Genomic DNA, 22156 nt, shown 5'->3' on the forward strand with positions numbered 1-22156 from the left:
ATGACCAAGCCAGCCTTACCGGAACACAGTGACGGCATTCATCTGACTCTGGATGAGCTGCTCCTGTACAAAGCTCAGGCGATCCATTGGTTACCGCCTGCGCGCAGCGTTTGGTCGCTAAGCCAGGGCATTCACCAAAGTAGCAAACTGGGGCGCGGGATGGATTTTTCCGAAGTGCGCCAATACCAGCCTGGTGACGACATCCGCAGTATTGATTGGCGGGTCACCGCCCGCACCGGAAAGCCTCATACCAAGCTGTTCAGCGAGGAAAAAGAGACGCCAGTGATCCTTTATCTGGATCTCACCCAGAGTATGTTCTTTGGCTCCAGCCTGTTGCTGAAATCGGTTCAGTTGGCCCATATGGCCAGCCTGATCTGCTGGCTATCCGTTGCCAAAGGCGATCGCATTGGTGCGGTCATCGACAACGGTGACCGGTTAATTGACCTAAAACCCGCAGGACGGCAACGGGGAGCGCTGCACGTCCTCCAGGCACTGATCAACGAGCACAACCGGGTAATCGCATCGGATGCCCGGCCCCAAGCGGGAAGCATGGCACCCGCAATCCAAGCGCTGCATCGGCTGTGCCCGAAAGGCAGCGAAATCATTTTGCTGAGCGATTTCGTCCGCCTGGAAGCAGACCTGCACCCGGCGATTCGTCAGCTTCGGCAACATAACTACCTGAGATTTGTGCAATTGAGTGATCCATTGGAGCATGGCGAAACCCGTTTTCGCGGAATTGAGCAAGTTTCTGACTTACAGCGTACCATTTGGCTCGATTTTTCCTCTAAGATCACACGTCAGCGGCTTGCTGATAGTTTTCAGAGTAAACAAGAACAAATACAATCTCTTGCACGATCGGTTGCCAGCAGCTACATGTCGCTGTCTAGCAATCAACCATTACTAAAACAATTAATTGGATAATACTGAATGAAGGAATCAACAACTGACTCTCTGTTGCCGCTAAAAGATATACAAGTCCCGAATCTGCCGGAATGGTTTCCTGTGGCCTGGGGCTGGTGGGCAACACTTGGCGCCATTCTCCTGACACTGGCCCTGGTCATGTTCTTGATTCGAAGAAACAAAAAACGCCTGGCACCGAAAAAAACCGCTTTGCGCCTGCTGAAACCTGGCCATGGCCGGGTAAAACCGTCCGCCGCGATCGAGTTAGTCAGACAAGCCGCGCTCTGTTACTACCCCAGAGAAGATATTGCTCTGCTAACCGGGGAACAGTGGTATCAGTTTTTGGACCGTCAATGGGGCAGGGAAGTCTTTGTCAATAATTATGAACTGTGGCAACAGGCACTTTATCAGCGTGGCGAAATAGATAATGCTGAAGAACTGGTGGAGCACTGCTACCAGTGGGTTGAAGAAAACCTGCCACCGAAAAAAGGGAGACGTTGAGTTGAATGAGATAGAGCTGGTATACGGTTGGGTGCTCTGGCTGTTGCCACTCCCCATAGCCGCTTACTGGCGGTTAAAACCACGTAAGCCTATCGCCAGGCTCTATCTCCCCTACCTGCCCAAACATGATGCCAGAGCGCCCAAACAAGCGGTCGCTAAACTGCTGGCGGTATTGATCTGGCTATTACTGCTGCTCGCGGCGGCTCGTCCTGTCTGGTATGGTCAGCCGGTTTCAGTCCAACCGAAACATCGCGACATGATGTTGGTGGTGGATCTCTCCTATTCCATGAGCAAGCAGGACATGAAACAGGCTGGTGACTACATCGACCGGCTCTCTGCGGTTAAAAATGTTCTGGCGGACTTTATCCAGCGGCGCCAGGGTGATCGGCTCGGCTTAGTCCTGTTCGCCGACCATGCCTATCTGCAGACCCCATTAACACTGGACAGAAAAACCGTCGCCCAGCAGCTCAACCAAACCGTGTTGAGACTGATTGGTACTCAGACGGCGATCGGTGAAGGTATTGGCCTGGCGACCAAAACCTTTATCGACAGTGATGCGCCACAGCGGGTGATGATCCTGCTCAGCGACGGCTCCAACACTGCTGGTGTCCTCGATCCGCTGGAAGCAGCCAAAATCGCGGCTAAGTACAACACCACCATCTATACCGTCGGGGTCGGTGCCGGGGAGATGACCGTTAAAGATCTGTTCATTACCCGCACCATTAATACCGCCGAAGATCTGGATGAGAAAAGTCTGATCGAAATTGCCCGCCTTACCGGTGGCCAGTATTTCCGTGCCCGAGACAGCCAGGAGCTGGCGACCATTTATGACACCATTAATCAGTTGGAGCCGATTTCTGAAACCAGCCAGACCTGGCGTCCTCAGGTAGAATGGTTTGGCTTGCCTCTCGGCGTTGCGCTGCTATTGTCAGTGTGTCTGGCGGTTATCCGGAGGCGTCATGGCTGAGTTTACTTTTCTCTATCCACTGTGGTTATGGGCCTTACTGGCGGTGTGGCTCATTGCGGCCATTTTGACCAAACGGCGCCAGAGCGCAAGCCTGGTCGCCCCGCATCTGGCAAAGTTCTTAGGTTTTCGCCAACAACAGTCTGCCCGGCATCAGTTGGGGATGAGAGCCCTGATCTGGAGTCTGGCCATCATAGCGCTGGCAGGGCCAAGTTTTCAGTCAACCGAACGGCCCAGCTATGCACAGGCCAGTGGCAGGGTATTGGTCATGGATATGTCGATGTCGATGTATGCCACCGACATCAAGCCCAACCGCCTTACCCAGAGTAAATACAAAGCCACCGATCTGCTGGCAGGCTGGAAAGAAGGCAGCACCGGCCTGGTCGCTTATGCCGGTGACGCTTATATGGTCAGCCCCATGACCAGCGATAGCCGCACGATTTTGAACCTGTTACCGAGCCTCTCACCCGATATTATGCCCTACCAGGGTGGCAATGCCGCTGCGGGGGTGGCGCTGGCGATCGAAATGATGCAAAACACCGGCCTAGGCTCGGGGAACATAGTGCTAATCAGTGATGACCTGGATGAGAACGAACGGGATGCCATCATTGAATTGCTGGACGATCGCTGGACTGTGGACATTCTGGCGATGGGTACTGCTGCAGGTGCACCTATTCAGAAAGCAGACGGTTCACTGCTGAAAACCGGCAACGGCCAGACGGTGATCGCCAAAACCAACCTGACCGCGATGCGCCAGCTGAGTGAGGCGGTCGGTGGCCAGCTGGTTCGCTACCAGTTGGACAACAGTGATGTGGCCCAGCTGCTGGCCCGAACCACGACTCCGCTCGCGGCGGTGGCCCAAATGAGTGACCAGACGGTTACCGAGCGGCAGAACAACGGATACTGGCTGGTACCGCTACTGTTAATCCCGGCACTTCTGCTGTTTCGCCGCGGCGAAATCTTTTTCACCCTGGCTTTCGTCATGATCATGGCCGTGCCCGACACTACGATGGCCAGCCCATGGCTGACCGCAGACCAGGAGGGCGCCCGCTACTATCAGCAGCAGCAGTATCAGAAAGCAGCCGAAACATTTGAAGACAGTGCCTGGAAAGGCGTGGCAGCCTATCGTGCAGGAGACTTCCCCGCGGCTATCGAGGCGCTGAAAGGCAGGCAGGATACCGTCAGCCGTTATAACCTGGCCAATGCTTATGCGCAGAATGGACAACTGGCACAGGCACAGCAGCTCTACCAGCAAATTCTGGCCCAGCAGCCTGACCATCAAGACGCACGCGATAATCTTAGCGTGGTCGAGCAGGCTCTTAAACGGCAACAGCAACAGCAACAGCAACAGCAACAGCAACAGCAACAGCAACAGCAACAGCAACAGCAACAGCAACAGCAACAGCAGGATTCTGATCAGCAACATGCTGAAAAGCAACCAGGCCAGAACTCCGCACCGCAAAAGCGTGCCAATTCGTCTACGTCTGGCACAGCCACTGACAATGAGCAGCAGTCTCGACCGTCTGGTTCGCAAACTGCCCCTAATGACAACGCTCAGTCGTCCGATGCTACGGCGCCAGCAAAGGACGATGCCGATTCAGCGCATCCGGACAAATCACCTGACAATGCTGCCAGCTCAGCGTCAACTAAACCTGGCCAGGCAGCCAACGATGACTCTGTATCGGCAACTTCATCACAAGCGGCCACCCGACAAGTAGAGCCAGAACTGCGTAAACTTGAACAAGTGGAATCGGCTCGTGACCCCAGCAGGCTATTACGCGCCCAGTTAATGCTGCAGGCTCAACAAAAAAATCCACCGCAACCAACGAGTAAACCATGGTAAACATTGCTGCTTTTTTGCCACGCCCAGTGCTCTGGCTACTCTTTGTCTTACTGATGACAGCACCACTAGCTTGGTCAGCGACCCTGACCGCCACCGTCAGTAAGAATGAGGTGGTGAAGAATGAAGTGTTCCAGTTAAAAATTGTCTATGACGAAAAGGCGTCTGCCGACGCAATTGATTTCAGCTCGCTGCAAAAGGACTTTTTGCTCAGCAAGCCCAATTTCGGCAGTTCAATCAACATCATCAATGGCGACAGAAGCATACGCAGTGAATGGAATCTGACCCTTGCAGGACAGTCGCTGGGGCGTTTTGTTATCCCGGCTTTTGAAATCAATGGGGCCCGTTCTGAACCGATTCATATCAGAGTTAGCTATGATGCCTTTGCCCCCAACAGTAAAGACCTGATAGAAGTTGACAGCAAACTGGATCGGAGCACCCTGTATCCGCAGGAGAGTACTTATCTTACTGCCCGACTACTGGTCAAAACCGACCCCCGACGATTACAAAATCCACAGATTGTGCCCCCCGAAGCGGACGGACTGCAAATTCAGCTGGAAGGGGAAGCCAAACAGTATCAGGAAGTGCAGAATGGCATCCAGGTAACGGTGGTTGAGCAACGGTTTCGCATTACCGCCGACAAACCAGGCCAGTACTCGCTCAGCTCCGCAACCTTTAAAGGAGCGGTGATTTATGGCGACAACCGCACCGGCACCACCCGCATTTTGTCGGTCGATCTGCCCGCGGAACAGTTTACTATCGATGTCAAAACCAAACCGGCTGACTACCAGGGCGTTTGGTTGCCCACCAAAAACCTAGTGCTGACCCAGGAGTGGCGCGATCAGAATGGTGAGTTAGTCAATGGTGCGCAGCCCCTGGCGCTGACTATCGGCGATGCCCTCTCCCGCACTATCAGGCTTGACGTAACCGGACTGCTGCCTGAACAGCTACCGGAACTGACTCCAAGCTATCCACCCAGTCTGCGCGTATATAGTGAAAAGCCGCAATTTGATCGCCAGGACAATCGCAGCATCATGACTCTCAAACAGGTGCTGATACCACAGCAGGCTGGCGAGAGTACCATTCCCGGTTTGACCGTCAATTGGTGGAATAGCGGGCAAGATCAGCTTGAGGTCAGCAAACTCGCTCCGCTGTCCCTGACAGTTTCTGCCGGTAGCCACGTTTCTGCGACGCTGCCACAGGCAACTATGCCGTTACCACCAGCCGCCAACGTCTCCGAGCCAGGAGTCTGGCCGTACCTGACAGCCCTGTTCGCCTTGCTCTGGTTAGCGACTCTCACCCTGTTGTTACGTAGCCGGCGTAATCGAGTGTCTGAGGACGCTGGACAAGAGGCGTCGGATCCAGATAGCTACCATCGTCTGCTCGCGGCCATCGATCAGGGCGATTTAATGATCCTACAACGCTGTTTAACCGTTTGGTTGCAGGATATCACGCTGGTGGAAGACGATTTGAAACAACAGTTGCAGCAGCAACAGCAGCAGATACAGCAACACTTTTCCCGTCAGCAATCGAACTGGAACGGTCAGCGTTTGTTGAAGTTAGTTAAGAAAGCGCAAAAAATGCAGCAGGATAAGGCTAACTCCATGGTTTCATTAGCAAAGCTATAGCTAAGTGGCGAGGTTTGCGGCATAATCAGCCACCCGAATTAAACTGAGGATCAGGTTAGTTATGTCTGCGCTGGCTAAGCTGCAAACCACCTATTGTTTTTCTATTGTGTATTTTGACGGACAGAAGATGGTGCGTGTTGAACTGCAGGCGACATCCCGCTCAGAAGCACTTGAACTCGCCAAGCCACTGGGGATTAGCTATCGCGATGTTTTTTCTATTACGCCCTAGCATAAAACCCTCTCCAGCAGTTGAAGCAGTCTCTTTTCTTGCGTCCATTCACTCTGCCATCCTAAAGCGTAATCGCGTACAATAGCGGCCAAATTTTTAATCAACAAAAATGTCATGCTAAAAGGTTGGCTATTCCTTATCGCAATCGTGCTGTCACCGCACACTCATGCCGCCGTCGATCTGGTGAAAGTCGATAAGTCCAAACGCAGAATGTACCTGCTGGATCAGGATCAAGTTATCCGGGAGTATCGCATCGCGCTCGGTAAACAACCCAAAGGGCACAAACAGCAGGAAGGCGATCAGCGTACGCCGGAAGGGCTGTATTTTCTTGACTTTATTATTGAAAATTCCGAGTTTCACCGCTCGATTCACATCAGTTATCCGAATGAGCATGATATTGTGACAGCACTAAGCCAGGGCCGTAATCCTGGCGGCGATATCAAGATCCACGGCCTGAAAAACGACTTTACCGATCTGCCGGAGATAGTGCAAAGTTTTGACTGGACCAACGGTTGTATCGCCATTACCAATGACCAGATGGATGAACTGCTGGGTTTAGTGGAGGTAGGTACACCCATTTTAATCGAGTGGTAATTTGATTGTTGACTGGCTGGCACTCCGGGATCAGTACTTCCTTTCAGACTAATTCCGTGAAGATGGGGTCAATAAATTCACCACCTCACCTACAACTGAGCCAATAGCGTCATCCCTTGCTGGATAACGTCGTTGAACCACTGGTATCCAGGCGGCGACAGTAACCAGGCAAAACCGCCGATGTGGCCTAATACAACCAGTGTCAGCAGCAACCGGTAAAGCGGACTGTTTTTAGGAAAATTACCCACATAATGGCCGAGGATCAGCACAGGCCAGCCACCAAGCAGTGAAATAAACAGTAAACTTGATTCGCTGGTTATCGGCTTATGCGCTGCCAGTGCCCAGCGATCATGCAGCACGATAAGCAGTGCAACAACATTGATCGCCGCGTAGTACAGCACCCACTCTATCGGAATTTGCAATAGCCAGTAGCTGGCACCAATGGCCATTACAAACCAGAGGGCCACCAGCAGGGACAAATGGAAAGGTTGTTGTGGGCGAATCTTAGTGGCATGACCTGTCCCCTGTTCATCTCGTTTGAGTTTGAACAGAACGTCACGATGTAAGATGTCGCTGCCGTCGAAGCCGATCAACTCTTGTTCCACAAACTTGATCCGCACTCGGCTGCTATCCGGAGTGATATACCCATAGAGCTTACCCGGGTACCACTCCGTTACTTTTCCTTTCAAATTAACGCCAGCATAATTTCCCTTTATGTGGAATTAAGAATAGGAAAAAACCGAGCAAAATGCTCGGCTTAGTCAGAATTATTTATAGTGGGTCAGATTATTTCCCAACTGTGAGTCATTTCGACCCCTTTGCCCAGCATCAGGCACACCGAACAGTACTTCTCCAGAGAGTCAGCGCAAACGCGTGCCACAACTTCGCTGTCCAACTGTTCGCCAGACAGTTCAAAATGGATATTAACCTGAGTAAATATCCGTGGCGCTGTTTCGCGACGTTCAGTGGTCAATTTGGCATTGCAGGACACGATCTGCTGGCCAGCTTGTTTCAACCCGTCAACCACGTCCACTGAGCTACAGCCACCAGCGGCCATCAGTACCATCTCCATCGGGCTAGGAGCTGTGGCACCGCCGTTACCATCCATTACTACAGAGTGGCCGGACTGAGACTGACCGAGAAACTTGAACTCTTCGACCCATTTTACTTCTGCTTGCATAACATTCTCTTTATCAAAACAATGACGTTTTTAGTTTAGATAGACTCAAACCGTCTACGGCAATTATAAACTGACATGGTCAGCCGGGAATACCACTCCGGTTTGATGACGAATTTCCGTTAATGCCTTAGCAACCTGCAGCGAACGGGCCACGCACTGCTCGTCCATCTGGTTGGCTTCCACCTGGTCGGCAAAAACGTCTGCCTCGTAACGCATCTGATTCTCTTCCTGTGGTAGCGTGATCTCCTGCTTTTCACCACCACGAGCAATACGATAAACCCGTCTTCCAACCGAAATCATCTCCACCTGCAGGGCCGCATCCTCACCCTGGATCTCACTAGGTAAATAAGAATCACTGGTTTTGGAGTGAGTCAATACCACATCGAAGCCATCATAGCCCATGATGACACTGCCATTGCCATCCACACCGGTATCCAGCAGATGAGCCTGGGCTTTAATGGATTTCGGTTCACCAAACAGTTCGATCGCTGAACCCAGGCAGTAGTAGCCAATATCCATGATTGAGCCGTTGGAAAACTCAGGATTAAAGGTGTTGGGGTTTTCGCCGGCCAGATATTTAGGGTACCGAGAGGAGTACTGGCAATAACTGATGAATGCTTTCCTGATCGGTCCTAACCCAGCCAGTTCTGACTTTAACAATTTAAAATTTGGCGTATGAGGCGTCATAAAGGCTTCAAACAGCACTACATTGTTTTCCCTGGCCGTTTGATACATTTCCTTGGCTAACAGGTAGTGTGAAGCCAGCGGTTTTTCACAAATTACGTGCTTGCCCGCGGACAACAGGGTAATCGACTGGGGACCGTGTAACGAGTTGGGGCTGGCAATATAAACGGCGTCTATGGCCTCACTGGACGCCAGGACCTCTAAGTCATCAAACAGTTCTGGAGTGCCGTATTTGGCCGCAAACTCACCGGCTTTGGTGATGTCTCGTGAATACACCCCTGCCAGCTCGAATCGGCCGGTTTTCAGAGCTCCGTCAATAAATTGGTCGGTAATCCAGTTGGTGCCGACAACAGCAAGTCTAATCATAAATAATGGTGTTCCTATAACCTCATCCTGCGACTGAGATGAGCTAAACGGTCATGACGACGCGAATCGCCAAAAATATTAAAACTACCCCGGACAGTCGGTCAATCAACTGCGCTTTAGAGCGGACTTTATCCAATAAGCGTGGGCTGGAAAGAAGGAAAGTAATGAAGGTATACCATAAACCATCGACCAATAACGGCGTGGCGACAATCACAGACTTGCTGACCATATCGCTTCCCAGAGCGACAAACTGGCTGAACAAGGCGATAAAAAATAGCGCAATTTTGGGGCTGAGCAGGGAAATCAGAAACCCTTCGCGAGCCGATTGCAGCACGCTGACTGTTTCCCCGGATTCAAGCTTAGCCGCCACACCACCTCTGGACCGCAAAGCATTAAAGCCGAGATACGCAAGATATAGTGCGCCACTGTAACTGATCACCCGGAACAGAAGCGGCGATTGTTGCAGTACGACTGCCAGTCCTATGATGGTCACAAAAGCATAGATACCAATACCAAACGCGTGCGCCCAGGCGGTAGCCAGGCCATTGGTTCGCCCTCCTGCCAGGCTATGTTTCGCAACCATCGCCAAGCTGGGACCCGGCGACATGGCACCAAGAATGCACACGGTAAAAAGAGACAGCCAAATGGTAAAGGTCATAATTAATCCTCCTGATGCTCAGTACCATAACTAAGCGCAGCGAAAATTGAAATCAAAGATGCACTATCAGCCAATATTTATTGGCGCATTAAGCTGTTCTGGCTGCTTTTGCCACTGTCCAAATCCCGGTTTGGCGCAGATAAAACTTTGCTCTTGGGAGACAGCAGGATTTTGGGGGAACCACAGATACTCTGGCTTGCCCGGTGGCCAAACCGCAACAGCAGAGCAAATAGTCGCCACTCAGGCAATAATTGACGGTAATTTGGCAAAATCTCCCGGTACCGGCAAAAAAGCGACTTCCTTCTGCCATTTTCTGTCAGTAAACTGTTCCCTATTGATAGTAATATGCCGTTCACAGTAAAGAGGATTAGCGGATGATTTCTAAGTGGGCACATCGTTTCTTTCAAATGGCTGAGTTAGTGGGCTCATGGAGTAAGGACCCTTCTACCCAAGTCGGAGCGGTGATCACGAAACAAAATCGTATTGTCTCGGTTGGGTTCAACGGTTATCCCCATGGGATTTCTGACAGTGCAGAGACCGACGATCGCGAGATGAAATACCTGAAAACTCTGCATGCAGAGGAAAATGCCATTCTATTTGCCAAAAGAGATCTTGATGGCTGCCATATTTGGGTCACCCACTTCCCTTGTCCCAACTGTGCGGCAAAAATTATCCAAACCGGTATTTCTGCAGTCCATTGTCCGGAGCAAACCGAAGATTTTCTGTCTCGTTGGGGGGATAAAATTTCCGTCAGCCAGGATATGTTCGTACAAGCCGGGGTGGAAATAGACTGGTTGCCGTTAACTGAACTAAACCGCGACTTTTAATTCATTGAATACCTCTATTAGCTGCTGAGATTTGTAGGGTTTGGGCAGATACGCATCCATACCCGCTTCAAAGCAGCTGCTGATCTCTTCTTCCAGCACACTGGCTGTCAATGCAATGATCGGTACAGGCGGCCGCTGATTTTCCTGCTCCCATTCACGTATTTTGCGGGTCGCCGTTAAGCCGTCCATTATCGGCATCATGCAGTCCATCAGGATGGCCGCATACGGTTCTTCACTAAAAACCTTATTCAGTGCTTCCTGACCGTTACTGACCAACTGATACTCAAATCCAGCCTTATTGAGGAAGAAACTGGCGATCTTCTGATTCATCAGGTTATCTTCCACGATCAGGATCTTTTTCACTAAAGAGCGGTTGGTCTTTCCGGATTGATCGGTTTCCAGCGTGTGCTGTCGCTGAGCACTATTCATCACGTGGCGTAAACAGTTTTCAAACCGGCTGCCCAATACCGGCAGGGTGACTGAACCTGACACCAGGTTTTCCAGTTCAGTAGCAATGTAGAGATGATGCTGCAAGGCGATAATGTCACTCATCGGGAACTGCTCCGTTAACCTCGCCAGATCGTTTTTCTTGCCATGTGGCTTATTAACGCAGTACAGAATCACATCAAACGAATTCCCTTGTTCTCGCGCGTGCCTGCTGTCTGAACAGAGCTTCCACTGCACCCCGAGCCGCTCACATTCGCTGATTATCAAAGATTCATACCTGGAACCATTGGTGATGATCAGTGCCGTCATCCCCAGTCTCACTCTTGGTTGACGCTGGTGAGGTAACTCGACCGGCAACCGGACTTCAAAATTACTTCCCAGACCGCGGGTCGATTCAACCGAAATATCTCCTCCCATTAAGTCGAGCAGCTGTCGGCAGATGGTTAGCCCCAGGCCAGTCCCGCCATAACGTCGGGTAATACCATCGTCTTGTTGGGTAAAAGGCCGGAAAATAACATTCAATTTTTCCGGCTCGATACCCACACCTGAATCAATGATGTTCACTTTTATTTCCGGTGTGCCGAGACCAGGTGGCCCGTCAATGCGCGTATCACAGCTCGCCTCGGTCGATTTGTTAAGCTGTGCTGGATAGTCACTGGCAGCAGCGGAGCGATTAAAGCGAACTTCAACGTTAACAAAACCATCATTGGTGAATTTGATGGCGTTGCTGAGTAGATTGAGCAATATTTGTTTGAAGCGGAACTCATCAATTAACACCACATCAGGCAGTGCCGGATGGAGAGCAACCGTTAATTCAACATGTTGCTTCAGCGCCTTGGCGCTGACCATATTGACTGCATCGAACACCACTTCAGACAAGTTGCAACTGTGTTTGCTCAGGGTGAGATTACCGGATTCGATTTTCGACAAATCGAGTATGTCATTTAGCAGCACCAACAGAGAATGGGAGGAAGTATCAATATCTTCCAGAATACTCTTCTGACTGCCATTGAGGTGACTGTCAGCCAGAATTTCCGTCATCCCGATGATGCCATTAAGCGGAGTCCGGATCTCATGGGACATATTAGCCAGAAAACGGCTTTTCGCTTGGTTGGCGGCTTCCGCGTACTCCTTAGCTGCCACAAGTTCCTGCTGGTAATTTCTCTGTTCGCGAATGATATGATTCAGATCGTGAGCAAAATCAGTGAATTCGTCATTACCGTCCACAGGAATTAGCGGAGTCTCTCCATCCTGTTTTCGCATACTGCCCATCGATTGCAGAATCCGGTTGAGCTTGCCATTGATACGGATAACCGTGCTGGCACTGGAGTAAAACATTACTGTGACAATAGCCAGCAAGGCGAGAGCGATCAGTACCAGTTGGTAGCGGCTCCAGGCGATCTGGTCGTGAATGTCTTGGGTAAACTGGTCTGCATACAAGCTGAGTTGTCGCTGCAACTGCTCATTTCGTATAGAAATAGCATTTTGGTGGCTGGTTAACTCGCCTTCCGACATTGCATTACTGGCCAGCTGCTGCCGGTATATATCACTAAAATGTTGATTTTGTGAGGAAAAAACCACCATAAGTTGCTTGGCGATTTCATTATTACTGCCCTCGCGTACAAACTGATCCAGGTAAATTTTTTGCCGCTCGTTAGCCTGGATAAACTCGCTCAGGACATCAACAGCATCTCCTTCCCGATAGCGCATTTTCAACGTTATCCAGGACTCCCTTTCCATCCAGTAATAGAGCCAGTAGAGCTGATTGAGCGACATGTCCAGCATGTGGATATCTGAGTCTATGTGATGTCTGGTATTGCCCAGGATCTCTGAATTTAGCTGGTTAAGTTGCTCAAACGCCTTCTCACCCAACTCTATCGCCGCTGGCCCACTGGTGAGCGACAGTTTATTGACCAGACTTTCCAGGCTATCGAGATAGAGCAATACATTATTGACTTCGTTGATACCAAAGTGTTCGTGAAGCTCGCTATGTGCAGTCTGACGGAGTTGTTCAATGGCCTGCCGGGCGGTGGTGAAATCTACCTGCTCATCCCGGCTGTTGGCAATTTGCTCGACACCATCTAGAAACTGCGGATACAACTTACTTATCTGGCGGGCAGAAACGATCTTTTCGCCAATCACCAAATAGTTGTTGAGCTTCTGTTCAATATCCATCACAAACTGGCCACACAAGCCGAGAATGACCGCTGTTGGAATAAGTGACAGAACCAGTAATCGGCCTCTTATTGACATCCTTGTCATTAACATGCTGATTTAATTCCCTTAACCCAATCCGAGCTCCTTTAGCTAATATTAGACACATTTCATATATTAGGTAGGAATATATTTTTGTTTGGAGCGTGTCATCAACCGGAGATCTTAGCGCCAAAGCGTGCCGCAAACCTGAAGTAAGCTGAAACAAAATATTTTTCGCCAAACCGGCCAGTATAACTATTACCAAATCTGTTGATCATTTGATCTGGCACGAAAACCTACAGGCACATTATCTATAATTGCAGAATAAAATGCTGACTGGGTATTTATCGTCGAAAAATAAGTCGACTGCTTTTAACTTGTCAAGTATCACCAAACAGACAACACGCCAGATTTAAAGGCTAATATCGAACATTTACAAGACTAATTATCTGACATTAATTTTACTAGCAGAATAAGATGTTAGACATTACAATCCTGCCACATAAATATTACAAGATACCTACAGTATCCCTGTACCACCTGACTACAGCACTTCAGCTGTGGCTCAGGACATTCCCCCAAAAAACGTGAAAGGTCCAAAAAAGACAATGAGTCCAGAGAAACATCTTTTAGACTGGCAAACCAGCCAAACGATTGCGGAATCGATCTCGCCACTACTCGGTCAGCTATATCGTCAAAAAGGCGTCGAAGTCATCTTGTTCGGAAAAACCCTGGTTAATGCAGCAACGATAGACATCATCAAGACTCACCGCCTCGCCCGCCGCTACACCGGGACGCCTCTGTCCCCAGAACAAACCCTGCCAATTATTAAAGCTATTTCTGAAATGGAACTGTCGCCGTGCCGAATCGATATTGGCAAACTGGCCCATCAGTTCTGGCAAGGTCGCGACGACGCACACGGCATTCAAGACTTTTTATTCTCTAACCTGCAAGGTGCTATGACCGGCGATACGTTAACAACTCCACGTGACGTTGTGCTGTATGGCTTTGGCCGAATTGGTCGTCTGCTGACTCGTTTGTTGGTTGAAAAAAGCGGTCCGGGTTACCCACTGCGCCTGCGAGCCATCGTAGTACGTGGCGGTAAAGATGGCGATTTGGAAAAGCGTGCCAGCCTACTGCGTCGTGATTCTGTACACGGACAGTTCAACGGCAGCATAGTGGTTGATAATGAGCGTAAAGCCATCATTGCCAACGGTAACTACATCCAAATTATCTATGCAAATAAACCTGCAGATATCGACTATACCGATTACGGCATCAAAGATGCGTTAATCGTAGATAATACTGGCGTGTGGCGCGATGCCGAAGGCCTGGGCCAGCATCTGGCTTGTAACGGTGCGGCGAAAGCACTGCTTACAGCACCAGGTAAAGGTGACATCAAAAATGTGGTATTCGGCGTCAACGAAGCCGACATTCTGCCGGAAGATACCATCATTTCTGCGGCAAGTTGCACCACTAACGCAATCACTCCGGTTCTAAAAGCCGTTAACGACAAATACGGCATTATTTCCGGCCATATCGAAACCGTTCACTCGTACACCAACGACCAGAATCTGATCGACAACTACCACTCTGGCGAACGTCGCGGACGTAGTGCGTCATTAAACATGGTTCTGACTTCAACAGGCGCCGCCAAAGCTGTGGCGAAAGCCCTTCCGGCGCTGGCAGGTAAACTGACCGGTAACGCTATTCGTGTACCGACGCCAAACGTGTCAATGGCGGTTGCTAACCTGAACCTGGAAAAGGGTACTGATAAAGACGAGCTGAACACCTATCTACGTGAAATCGCCCTTGATTCAGCCTTGTCTGCTCAGGTGGACTACACCGATTCCACTGAAATTGTGTCAACGGACCTGGTTGGCTCCCGTTACCCTGGCGTGGTTGATGGCGCGGCTACTATCGCGCAGGACAACCGCTGTGTTCTGTACATCTGGTATGACAATGAATTTGGTTACAGCTGCCAGGTCGTACATTGTATGGAACAGATGATGGGCGTTCGCTACAAAACCTACCCGGCACAATAATAAGAATTCAACTCCACAACGATAACTTATAATAATTCACCCCCGTAGTTGCCGCTCTTTTTCATAAGGGCGGCCTTTTTGACTCTCTCTCGGACATTGTTACTTGCCAGTCAGCGAGATACGTGGATAAATGATCCCCTAGTAGCTGAGTGTTACAGTCAGAATCAACTCGCATAATACATAATCCCTATTTTCCAGATCAGACTGCGGTCAATCGACTAACAGTTAGTGTGGCTCAGCTATGATTACGTTATTCACTTTCACAGCAAGGAAAACAATATGAGTAGTGGTGAAAGAAGCATCACTTTGCGCTTTTTGGCCGAACCGAGTGATGTCAACTTTGGTGGTAAAGTCCATGGTGGCGCAGTCATGAAATGGATTGACTTAGCCGCCTACGCCTGCGCGGCGGGCTGGAGTGGTAAATACTGTATCACCGCTTATGCTGGCGGTATCCGGTTTGTTGAACCCATTCAGGTCGGGGCTCTGGTGGAAGTCAGTGCCAAAGTGATCTTGACCGGTAAGACGTCAATGCACATCGCGTTAGATGTTCAGGCGCGCGATCCTAAAGTACAGAAAAATCGGCTCACCACCCACTGCATTGTCATCATGGTTGCCGTTGACGAAAACGGTAAGCCGACTCAGGTACCGGAATGGGTACCGACAACGGACGAAGACATTGAACTGCGCGAATCTGCGATTCGGCTGATGAACATGCGCAAACAAATCGGTAACGAAATGGAAGCCCACGTAAAATACCTTCGCTAATACTTCCGTTCCAAAAGGCGCAGCAATACACCGCTGCGTCTGAACTTAGGCATAATTGTAATCATTCCTTCATCAAAATTTGCTTTAATCCGCTAACAACATATTCCATGGCAAGGACCATCGCTTGAATCTTAGCGACACCAAACTTAGCGAAGCAACGCTACAAGACCTTAAATCAGTCGAATATCAGTGGGTACGTACGTTATATGTCGAAGGTTATCAGGCAGACGAAATCAATCACTATATTCAGACCTGCTTTGGCGGCAACGATACCTTTGCCGATTTATTTCGCAAAGTCGCGCTGAAGCAAGAAAGCGTATACGTATTACTGCAATACCTTGGCTGCGCCCCATCCAACAGAGAGCTAAAGTAACCAGGCAACCTAACACCGGCATAAAGTGAAATCACAAACTTGGACCTGCCACGCACGAATTTGTATATTATCTTTACCTTTCATTGCCTTACAACGCATCAATCGCATTTCGTCTCGTCGACTCTATACCTGCCTAATTGATAGCTTACACTGCACCACACGTACCTTAAGCGCGTAAAAAAACCCCGGGTAAACCCGGGGCTTTGGTTACAAAAACTGTTAGTAGTAACTGAAGTAAGGAATCTAGCTAACAGCCAGCTATGCGTAACGCCAGATTGTTTCAGATTTAACTGATCGGCGGCCAAACCAAATTAGGTTAAATCAAAAAACAAAATGGGCGGCCATTGGCCGCCCTTATCGTTGTTATCCTTTCACACCGCCGGCGGTTAGCCCTCCGACTAGCCAACGCTGTGCAAGCAAGAATACAACGGTGATCGGTAGTGCAGACAACACAGCTGCTGCGGCAAAGTCACCCCACAGATAGTTTTGCGGGTAGAGATATTGCTGCATACCGACAGCCAGTGTGTAAGAGTCTACATCAGATAGCAGCAGAGATGCTACCGGAACTTCACCTACAACCGCAATGAACGACAGAATAAACACCACCGCCAGGATTGGCACCGACAGTGGCAACAATACCAGTCGGAATGCTTGCCAAGGAGTTGCACCATCCAGTGCTGCCGCTTCTTCCAGCGAATTATCAATCGTTTCAAAGTAGCCTTTGATGGTCCAGACGTGCAGCGCAATACCACCCAGGTAAGAGAATATCAAACCGCCGTGGGTGTTCAGGCCAAGGAACGGAATGTACTGACCCAACTTATCAAACAGGGCGTACAGTGCTACCAGTGCCAGTACCGCCGGGAACATCTGGAAGATCATCATCGCTTTCAGGATGGTCTCTTTACCTTTAAAACGCATGCGGGCAAACGCATAAGCTGAAGTGGTAGACAGAGCCACGATCAATACTGAAGTAATACCCGCCACTTTCACTGAGTTCCACAACCAGGTCAGAACCGGGAATGGTGGTGGAGTGACTGAGCCATCTGCGTTGGTTACCGAGAAGCCTAACGCCAGCTTCCAGTGTTCCAGAGACGGGTTGTCTGGAATCAGGCTACCGGTCGCGAAGTTACCTTCACGGAATGAGATAGCCACCACCATCAGCAGCGGGAAGATGATCGATGCCAGGAACAACCACAGGCCAATGTGAGTTGCCAATACACGGTATTTAAGTGATTTACCTTGAACCATTGCCATTTGAGTTCTCCTTAATCCTGAGACACTTTTGCGAAGCGTAGGTTGAGCAATGCTAAACCACCTACCAGCAAGAAGATCAGAGTTGCGATCGCACTTGCCAGACCAAAGTCCTGACCACCGGCACCTTCAAAGGCGATACGGTAGGTATAGCTCACCAACAAGTCGGTGTAACCGGCAGGCTCGGATGTACCAATCATGTTCGGACCACCTGCGGTCAACAGTTGAATCAGTACAAAGTTGTTAAAGTTAAAGGCAAAACTTGCAATTAACAGTGGCGTCAGCGGTTTGATCATCAACGGCATAGTGACGCGGGTAAAATTGTGCATGAAGTTGGCGCCGTCAATGGCGGAAGCTTCGTACAGGTCATCCGGAATCGCTTTCAGCAGACCCATACACAGAATCATCATGTAAGGGAAACCAAGCCAGGTGTTAACGATCAGGACCATGGTTTTCGCCAGGATCGGGTCGGAGAACCAGGCTGGGCTCAGACCAAACAGACCTTGTAGTACCATGTTAATTTCACCAAAGCTCTGGTTGAACAGACCTTTGAAGATCAGGATAGAGATAAATGCTGGTACCGCGTAGGGCAGAATCAATAGCACCCGGTATACAGAGCGACCACGCAGCTCTTCCCACTGCACTACACTGGCCAGGATCATACCGATAACGGCAGTAAGTATTACCGTCAAACCCGAGAATACGACAGTCCAGATAAAGATACTGATGAACGGTTCTTTGATGCCTTCGTCTTTCCAGACGCGTTCAAAGTTGTGGGAGCCGACCCCGACCACGAATCCGGGAGAAATCGTTGAACCGGTAAATTCACCGTTTGCATCGACCGCTTGATAGTATCCGACCTCAAGGTTTGGTCGCAGCAGGTCACCGGTTTCATTATTGAGCAGGGTTTCGCCGTCTTCTTGCAGCGTAAACAGTGGCGCTACCGCGGCAAATTTACGCAGACCGCTCATACGGATGGAATTCCCTTCCGGCATATGCAGGTCAATACTGCTCAATACCGGACGGTTTTGAATAATTGTTTTAATTGGCGCTTTATCGCCACTAACCGATTCTGCTGGCATCAGTTCCAGTTCAGAACTGTCGATACTGCTCAGGTCGAAAGTCTCTGTGACAAACAGCTGCTCACCTTTTTCAATGGCGATCTGGTAGCCAGAATCAGTCTTATACAGATTAAACGGATAGCTGTCTCCACTTTGGAAAGTTCTGTCCATTAGCACAGACTGCGCACGTTCAAAAGAGAGCTGGTTCTTAGCACTGTAGTTTGTGAATGCAAGACCTACCGTATACGCCAACGGGAAAAGGATGAACAAAATCATCCCGGCAATACCCGGATAGATATAGCGATGTGCGTAAGTCTTTTTACTACCGAAAATGAACAGTGCCAGTGCGGTTAAGATGACGGTAAGCAAGGCGAAAGCGAGCTCACCACGTGAATACATGAGAATGGAGGCATAGCCATTAACTATTCCCACCGTGCCAAGAAGTGCCCATTTAATGAAAACACTTTTACTTGTTGGCAAGTTAGTTGCTGGAGATGTCATAGCATCTGTACCTTGAACTGACTGCATAAAAACGAACCTGCTAGCGAAAAAAAATCGGAAATGAAGGAGGGGTTACCCCCTCCTTAAAAGAGTACTACAAGATTACTTAGTCATTTGTTTTTCTGCGTCTGCCAGTGCTTCATCTACAGATTGACGACCGTCAACGATGTTGATGATAGCGTTCTTAGCAGAACCCCAGAACGCGCCCATTTCAGGGATGTTAGGCATGATTTCGCCGTTCATCGCGTTGTCCATAGTCGCTGCAATGCGTGTATCTGCATCCAGTTCACGCTGGAATGAGTTCAGAGCAACAGCGCCTAGTGGTTTGTCATCGTTCACTTTCTTCAGGCCTTCGTTAGTCAGCAGGTAGTTCTCGATGAACTCAACAGCCAGGTCACGGTTAGGAGAAGCAGTGCTGATACCAGCCGTCAGAACGCCAACGAATGGTTTAGAAGATTGACCGTTAAACTTAGGCAGAGTCGCTACGCCGTAGTTGATACCAGACTTCTCGATGTTGCCCCAAGACCAAGGACCGTTGATAGTCATAGCCGTTTTGCCTTGGTTGAATGCAGATTCAGATACTGAGTAATCCATATCTGGAGAAATCACGCCTTTGTCGACCAGGCCTTTTACGAAGTTCATGGAGTCTTTTACGCCCTGGTTGTTGATACCAGCGTCTTTAACATCGTAACCATCTGCGGTGTATTTAAATGCGTAACCGCCGTCAGCAGCCATTAGCGGCCATGTGAAGTACGGTTCTTTCAGGTTCCACATGATGGCTGACTTGCCGTCTTTCTTCAGTTGAGCGTCCAGCGCTGCAACGTCTTCCCAGTTCTTAGGTGGGTTTGGAACCAAGTCTTTGTTGTAGATCAGAGACAGAGATTCAACAGCGATAGGGTAACCAACCAGTTTACCTTTGTATTTCACTGCGTCCCATGCGAAGTCTACGATACCTTCTTTGATCTCTTTAGAAGGTTTTACTTCAGCCAGTAGACCAGCTTCTGCGTAACCACCAAAACGGTCGTGAGCCCAGAATACGATGTCCGGACCGTCACCAGTAGAAGCGGTTTGAGGGAATTTGTCTTGAAGTGCATCAGGGTGAGCAACGGTCACCTTGATACCAGTATCTTCTTCGAACTTTTTACCAACTTCGGCAAGTCCGTTATAGCCTTTATCGCCATTGATCCAAATAGTCAGTTGACCTTCTTCGATGGCAGCATGTGCACCAAAAGAGCCTAGAGCAACCAGAGTACCTAGTGCTACTGTGCTTAGGGCATTTTTCATGTTCATATCCTTTTTTATATTTGTGTGTAGGGCTCAACCAAGAGGTTTCGCCGTATTTCGACATACATGTTCATAGAAAACGCTAAGTGACTCATCCTCCTGCAAGCTACGCCCTCCCTATTATGGACTATTTTCGTGATCGTCATCCTGTTTGGCTATTGAGTAAGATCACAAAATAAAACCTGGACGTGATCGATATCTCGCTTAGTGGTTGAATTTCTTTGATGTGGATCCCGCTCTGTATTTTCCGCCCCTTACTACCTCCTCCCCTATTACTACCCCTATAAAAAAATAGAGTAGGAGGATGTAAGACCCCCTAATATTCAGCAAACTACCTCACATCCAAGAGTGGATGGTAAGAACCCTTTCCAGTAATTCATTAACGAATAAGACTGGCTTGCATTGCCTGGTTGGTTTGTTGTTGCAAAATTTGTGTTCGTGGTAATTATTTTAGTACGGGGGAGACACTTTTTTTGTGAGGGGGAGGCAAACCTGCCTTTGGCTTTGGTGGGTGATGTGAGCAACCGTTGCTCCATCACCCATATTTTCTTAAAGTTCACGTTCACCTTACCAAATTCCTACTACTACTGAGCTCCAGATCATTTCTATAATGAGTGACAGTGGTAACAAATCTTGATCGAGGACAAGCTAGATGGCGAGTGTCACGTTAAAAAATGTATGTAAAGCTTACGGTGACGTATTAATTTCAAAAAACGTCGACCTGGAAATTCAAGAGGGCGAATTTGTCGTCTTCGTTGGTCCATCAGGTTGTGGTAAATCGACTCTACTCCGCTGTATCGCAGGTCTGGAAGACATCACGTCAGGTGATCTCTACATCGGTGAACAGCGCATGAACGAAGTAGAACCTTCTAAGCGTGGCGTCGGTATGGTGTTCCAGTCATACGCTCTCTACCCACACCTTAACCTTTACGACAATATGTCTTTCGGCCTGAAACTGGCTAAAGCAGACAAGTCGGAAATCGATAAGCGTGTTGAGCATGCCGCCGAAATCCTGCAGCTAAGCCACCTGTTGGAACGCCAGCCAAAAGCCCTGTCGGGCGGTCAGCGTCAGCGCGTCGCTATCGGCCGTACACTGGTCTCTCAACCTAACGTATTCCTGCTTGATGAACCTCTTTCTAACCTGGATGCTGCCCTTCGGGTACAGATGCGTTCAGAAATTACCAAGCTACAGCGCAAGCTGGGTTGTACCATGATTTACGTAACCCATGACCAGGTAGAAGCCATGACCATGGCGGACAAAATTGTTGTGCTGGATGCCGGTTTTGTATCACAGGTTGGTCGCCCACTGGAGCTGTACCACTACCCAGAGAACCGTTTCGTTGCAGGCTTTATCGGCTCACCGAAGATGAACTTCATGAGCGTATTTATCGATGAAGTCGAAAAAGAGCGCGTGAAAGTCCAGTTATCCAACGGTATGTCTTTCTGGATTCCGGTCGACGGCACTACCGTAAACCGCGGCGAGCGTATGTCACTGGGTATTCGTCCTGAACACCTGGTTACTGCCGAAGAAGGCGATGCAGTTATCGATGGTGAAATCATGATCATCGAGAAACTGGGCAACGAAACCCAGGCATACATGAATTTGGAAGGTGCGGATGCCGACATCATCTACCGCCAGCCAGATACGCTGCCGCTGGAAGTCGGTGACAAGTTGTCAATTGGCATTCCTGCGCACCGCTGCCACCTGTTCCACGCAGACGGCAATGCATGCCGCCGTCTGCACCGTGAAAGTGGTGTGGACTTCAAAGAGTAATTGGTTACACAAGCGTACCGACGCTTATCAACTAAAAATGTTAATCAAACCCTCGACACCTGTCGGGGGTTTTTCTTTCTACACGTCT

20 protein-coding genes are annotated in these 22156 nt (G+C 49.5%); 12 read left to right on the forward strand and 8 right to left on the reverse strand.

The window, feature by feature from the left end:
- From ACQY6F_RS07950 to ACQY6F_RS07980, 7 genes are all read left to right on the forward strand, one after another.
- Window positions 1-921 carry a DUF58 domain-containing protein gene (locus ACQY6F_RS07950; protein ID WP_428773476.1) on the forward strand — a complete coding sequence of 307 codons (921 nt, stop codon included), beginning with the start codon at window positions 1-3 and terminating at the stop codon, window positions 919-921.
- Window positions 922-927: 6 nt separating this feature from the next.
- Entirely contained in the window at window positions 928-1401 is a 474-nt protein-coding gene (locus tag ACQY6F_RS07955; RefSeq protein ID WP_428773477.1) for a DUF4381 domain-containing protein, read from the forward strand.
- 1 nt (window position 1402) lies between these two features.
- Complete coding sequence (locus tag ACQY6F_RS07960) at window positions 1403-2368, forward strand: vWA domain-containing protein (RefSeq protein WP_428773479.1); 966 nt, start codon at window positions 1403-1405, stop codon at window positions 2366-2368.
- Entirely contained in the window at window positions 2361-4208 is a 1848-nt protein-coding gene (locus ACQY6F_RS07965; protein WP_428773480.1) for a vWA domain-containing protein, read from the forward strand. The genes ACQY6F_RS07960 and ACQY6F_RS07965 overlap by 8 nt, the downstream gene beginning before the upstream one ends.
- On the forward strand, window positions 4202-5833 hold the full coding sequence (locus ACQY6F_RS07970) for a BatD family protein (protein WP_428773482.1): 1632 nt from the start codon (window positions 4202-4204) through the stop codon (window positions 5831-5833). The genes ACQY6F_RS07965 and ACQY6F_RS07970 overlap by 7 nt, the downstream gene beginning before the upstream one ends.
- Before the next feature lie 61 nt (window positions 5834-5894).
- A complete protein-coding gene (locus tag ACQY6F_RS07975) occupies window positions 5895-6062 on the forward strand; it encodes a hypothetical protein (protein WP_428773483.1) in 168 nt (55 codons plus the stop codon).
- Window positions 6063-6176: 114 nt separating this feature from the next.
- Window positions 6177-6656, forward strand: coding sequence for a L,D-transpeptidase family protein (locus ACQY6F_RS07980; RefSeq protein WP_428773485.1), 480 nt, complete (start codon window positions 6177-6179; stop codon window positions 6654-6656).
- An 89-nt stretch (window positions 6657-6745) separates the two neighbouring features.
- Here ACQY6F_RS07980 and ACQY6F_RS07985 read toward each other — a convergent pair whose 3' ends face one another.
- From ACQY6F_RS07985 to ACQY6F_RS08000, 4 genes are all read right to left on the reverse strand, one after another.
- Complete coding sequence (locus ACQY6F_RS07985) at window positions 6746-7345, reverse strand: hypothetical protein (protein WP_428773487.1); 600 nt, start codon at window positions 7343-7345, stop codon at window positions 6746-6748.
- A 92-nt stretch (window positions 7346-7437) separates the two neighbouring features.
- Window positions 7438-7836, reverse strand: coding sequence for an OsmC family protein (locus ACQY6F_RS07990; RefSeq protein ID WP_428773488.1), 399 nt, complete (start codon window positions 7834-7836; stop codon window positions 7438-7440).
- A 63-nt stretch (window positions 7837-7899) separates the two neighbouring features.
- Window positions 7900-8886 carry a Gfo/Idh/MocA family protein gene (locus ACQY6F_RS07995; RefSeq protein WP_428773490.1) on the reverse strand — a complete coding sequence of 329 codons (987 nt, stop codon included), beginning with the start codon at window positions 8884-8886 and terminating at the stop codon, window positions 7900-7902.
- Window positions 8887-8929: 43 nt separating this feature from the next.
- Window positions 8930-9544, reverse strand: a complete 615-nt coding sequence (locus ACQY6F_RS08000; protein WP_428773492.1) for a LysE family translocator — start codon at window positions 9542-9544, stop codon at window positions 8930-8932.
- A gap of 374 nt (window positions 9545-9918) precedes the next feature.
- Between ACQY6F_RS08000 and ACQY6F_RS08005 the strand changes: the two genes are divergently transcribed.
- Window positions 9919-10371: a dCMP deaminase family protein gene (locus ACQY6F_RS08005; protein ID WP_428773494.1), complete on the forward strand. Its 453-nt coding sequence runs from the start codon at window positions 9919-9921 to the stop codon at window positions 10369-10371.
- Here ACQY6F_RS08005 and ACQY6F_RS08010 read toward each other — a convergent pair.
- Window positions 10354-13086: an ATP-binding protein gene (locus ACQY6F_RS08010; RefSeq protein WP_428773496.1), complete on the reverse strand. Its 2733-nt coding sequence runs from the start codon at window positions 13084-13086 to the stop codon at window positions 10354-10356. The two genes, ACQY6F_RS08005 and ACQY6F_RS08010, sit on opposite strands and share 18 nt — an antisense overlap.
- 536 nt (window positions 13087-13622) lie before the next feature.
- On the opposite strand from ACQY6F_RS08010, the gene ACQY6F_RS08015 reads away from it, so the two are divergent.
- The 3 genes from ACQY6F_RS08015 (at window position 13623) to ACQY6F_RS08025 (ending at window position 16197) form a co-directional block, all read left to right on the forward strand.
- Window positions 13623-15059 carry a glyceraldehyde-3-phosphate dehydrogenase gene (locus ACQY6F_RS08015; RefSeq protein WP_428773497.1) on the forward strand — a complete coding sequence of 479 codons (1437 nt, stop codon included), beginning with the start codon at window positions 13623-13625 and terminating at the stop codon, window positions 15057-15059.
- Between the two features lie 279 nt (window positions 15060-15338).
- Window positions 15339-15824, forward strand: a complete 486-nt coding sequence (locus ACQY6F_RS08020) for an acyl-CoA thioesterase (protein WP_428773498.1) — start codon at window positions 15339-15341, stop codon at window positions 15822-15824.
- A gap of 124 nt (window positions 15825-15948) precedes the next feature.
- Window positions 15949-16197 (forward strand): hypothetical protein, encoded by a 249-nt coding sequence (locus ACQY6F_RS08025; protein WP_428773500.1) that lies wholly within the window; start codon window positions 15949-15951, stop codon window positions 16195-16197.
- A gap of 363 nt (window positions 16198-16560) precedes the next feature.
- Here the strand turns inward: ACQY6F_RS08025 and malG are convergent, their stop codons facing one another.
- The 3 genes from malG to malE form a co-directional block, all read right to left on the reverse strand.
- Window positions 16561-17451, reverse strand: coding sequence for a maltose ABC transporter permease MalG (gene malG / locus ACQY6F_RS08030; RefSeq protein ID WP_428773501.1), 891 nt, complete (start codon window positions 17449-17451; stop codon window positions 16561-16563).
- 11 nt (window positions 17452-17462) lie between these two features.
- Window positions 17463-19037, reverse strand: a complete 1575-nt coding sequence (gene malF / locus ACQY6F_RS08035; protein ID WP_428773502.1) for a maltose ABC transporter permease MalF — start codon at window positions 19035-19037, stop codon at window positions 17463-17465.
- 75 nt (window positions 19038-19112) lie between these two features.
- The gene (gene malE / locus ACQY6F_RS08040; RefSeq protein ID WP_428773504.1) at window positions 19113-20294 is read right to left on the reverse strand and encodes a maltose/maltodextrin ABC transporter substrate-binding protein MalE; all 1182 of its coding nucleotides are present in this window, start codon (window positions 20292-20294) and stop codon (window positions 19113-19115) included.
- A 652-nt stretch (window positions 20295-20946) separates the two neighbouring features.
- Here malE and malK point away from each other — a divergent pair.
- Window positions 20947-22068 (forward strand): maltose/maltodextrin ABC transporter ATP-binding protein MalK, encoded by a 1122-nt coding sequence (malK, locus tag ACQY6F_RS08045; RefSeq protein ID WP_428773506.1) that lies wholly within the window; start codon window positions 20947-20949, stop codon window positions 22066-22068.
- The last annotated feature ends 88 nt before the right edge of the window (window positions 22069-22156 follow it).

This window comes from Vibrio sp. (genome assembly GCF_050299255.1).
In the GTDB taxonomy this organism is placed as follows: domain Bacteria; phylum Pseudomonadota; class Gammaproteobacteria; order Enterobacterales; family Vibrionaceae; genus Vibrio.

What these genes read in the sequence shown, in the direction of transcription:
- ACQY6F_RS07950 (WP_428773476.1), top strand. Translation starts at nt 1, where the DNA reads ATGACCAAGCCAGCCTTACCGGAACACAGTGACGGCATTCATCTGACT.
- ACQY6F_RS07955 (WP_428773477.1), top strand. Translation starts at nt 928, where the DNA reads ATGAAGGAATCAACAACTGACTCTCTGTTGCCGCTAAAAGATATACAA.
- ACQY6F_RS07965 (WP_428773480.1), top strand. Translation starts at nt 2,361, where the DNA reads ATGGCTGAGTTTACTTTTCTCTATCCACTGTGGTTATGGGCCTTACTG.
- ACQY6F_RS07970 (WP_428773482.1), top strand. Translation starts at nt 4,202, where the DNA reads ATGGTAAACATTGCTGCTTTTTTGCCACGCCCAGTGCTCTGGCTACTC.
- ACQY6F_RS07975 (WP_428773483.1), top strand. Translation starts at nt 5,895, where the DNA reads ATGTCTGCGCTGGCTAAGCTGCAAACCACCTATTGTTTTTCTATTGTG.
- ACQY6F_RS07980 (WP_428773485.1), top strand. Translation starts at nt 6,177, where the DNA reads ATGCTAAAAGGTTGGCTATTCCTTATCGCAATCGTGCTGTCACCGCAC.
- ACQY6F_RS07990 (WP_428773488.1), bottom strand. Translation starts at nt 7,836, where the DNA reads ATGCAAGCAGAAGTAAAATGGGTCGAAGAGTTCAAGTTTCTCGGTCAG.
- ACQY6F_RS07995 (WP_428773490.1), bottom strand. Translation starts at nt 8,886, where the DNA reads ATGATTAGACTTGCTGTTGTCGGCACCAACTGGATTACCGACCAATTT.
- ACQY6F_RS08000 (WP_428773492.1), bottom strand. Translation starts at nt 9,544, where the DNA reads ATGACCTTTACCATTTGGCTGTCTCTTTTTACCGTGTGCATTCTTGGT.
- ACQY6F_RS08005 (WP_428773494.1), top strand. Translation starts at nt 9,919, where the DNA reads ATGATTTCTAAGTGGGCACATCGTTTCTTTCAAATGGCTGAGTTAGTG.
- ACQY6F_RS08010 (WP_428773496.1), bottom strand. Translation starts at nt 13,086, where the DNA reads ATGTTAATGACAAGGATGTCAATAAGAGGCCGATTACTGGTTCTGTCA.
- ACQY6F_RS08015 (WP_428773497.1), top strand. Translation starts at nt 13,623, where the DNA reads ATGAGTCCAGAGAAACATCTTTTAGACTGGCAAACCAGCCAAACGATT.
- ACQY6F_RS08020 (WP_428773498.1), top strand. Translation starts at nt 15,339, where the DNA reads ATGAGTAGTGGTGAAAGAAGCATCACTTTGCGCTTTTTGGCCGAACCG.
- malG (WP_428773501.1), bottom strand. Translation starts at nt 17,451, where the DNA reads ATGGCAATGGTTCAAGGTAAATCACTTAAATACCGTGTATTGGCAACT.
- malF (WP_428773502.1), bottom strand. Translation starts at nt 19,037, where the DNA reads ATGCAGTCAGTTCAAGGTACAGATGCTATGACATCTCCAGCAACTAAC.
- malE (WP_428773504.1), bottom strand. Translation starts at nt 20,294, where the DNA reads ATGAAAAATGCCCTAAGCACAGTAGCACTAGGTACTCTGGTTGCTCTA.
- malK (WP_428773506.1), top strand. Translation starts at nt 20,947, where the DNA reads ATGGCGAGTGTCACGTTAAAAAATGTATGTAAAGCTTACGGTGACGTA.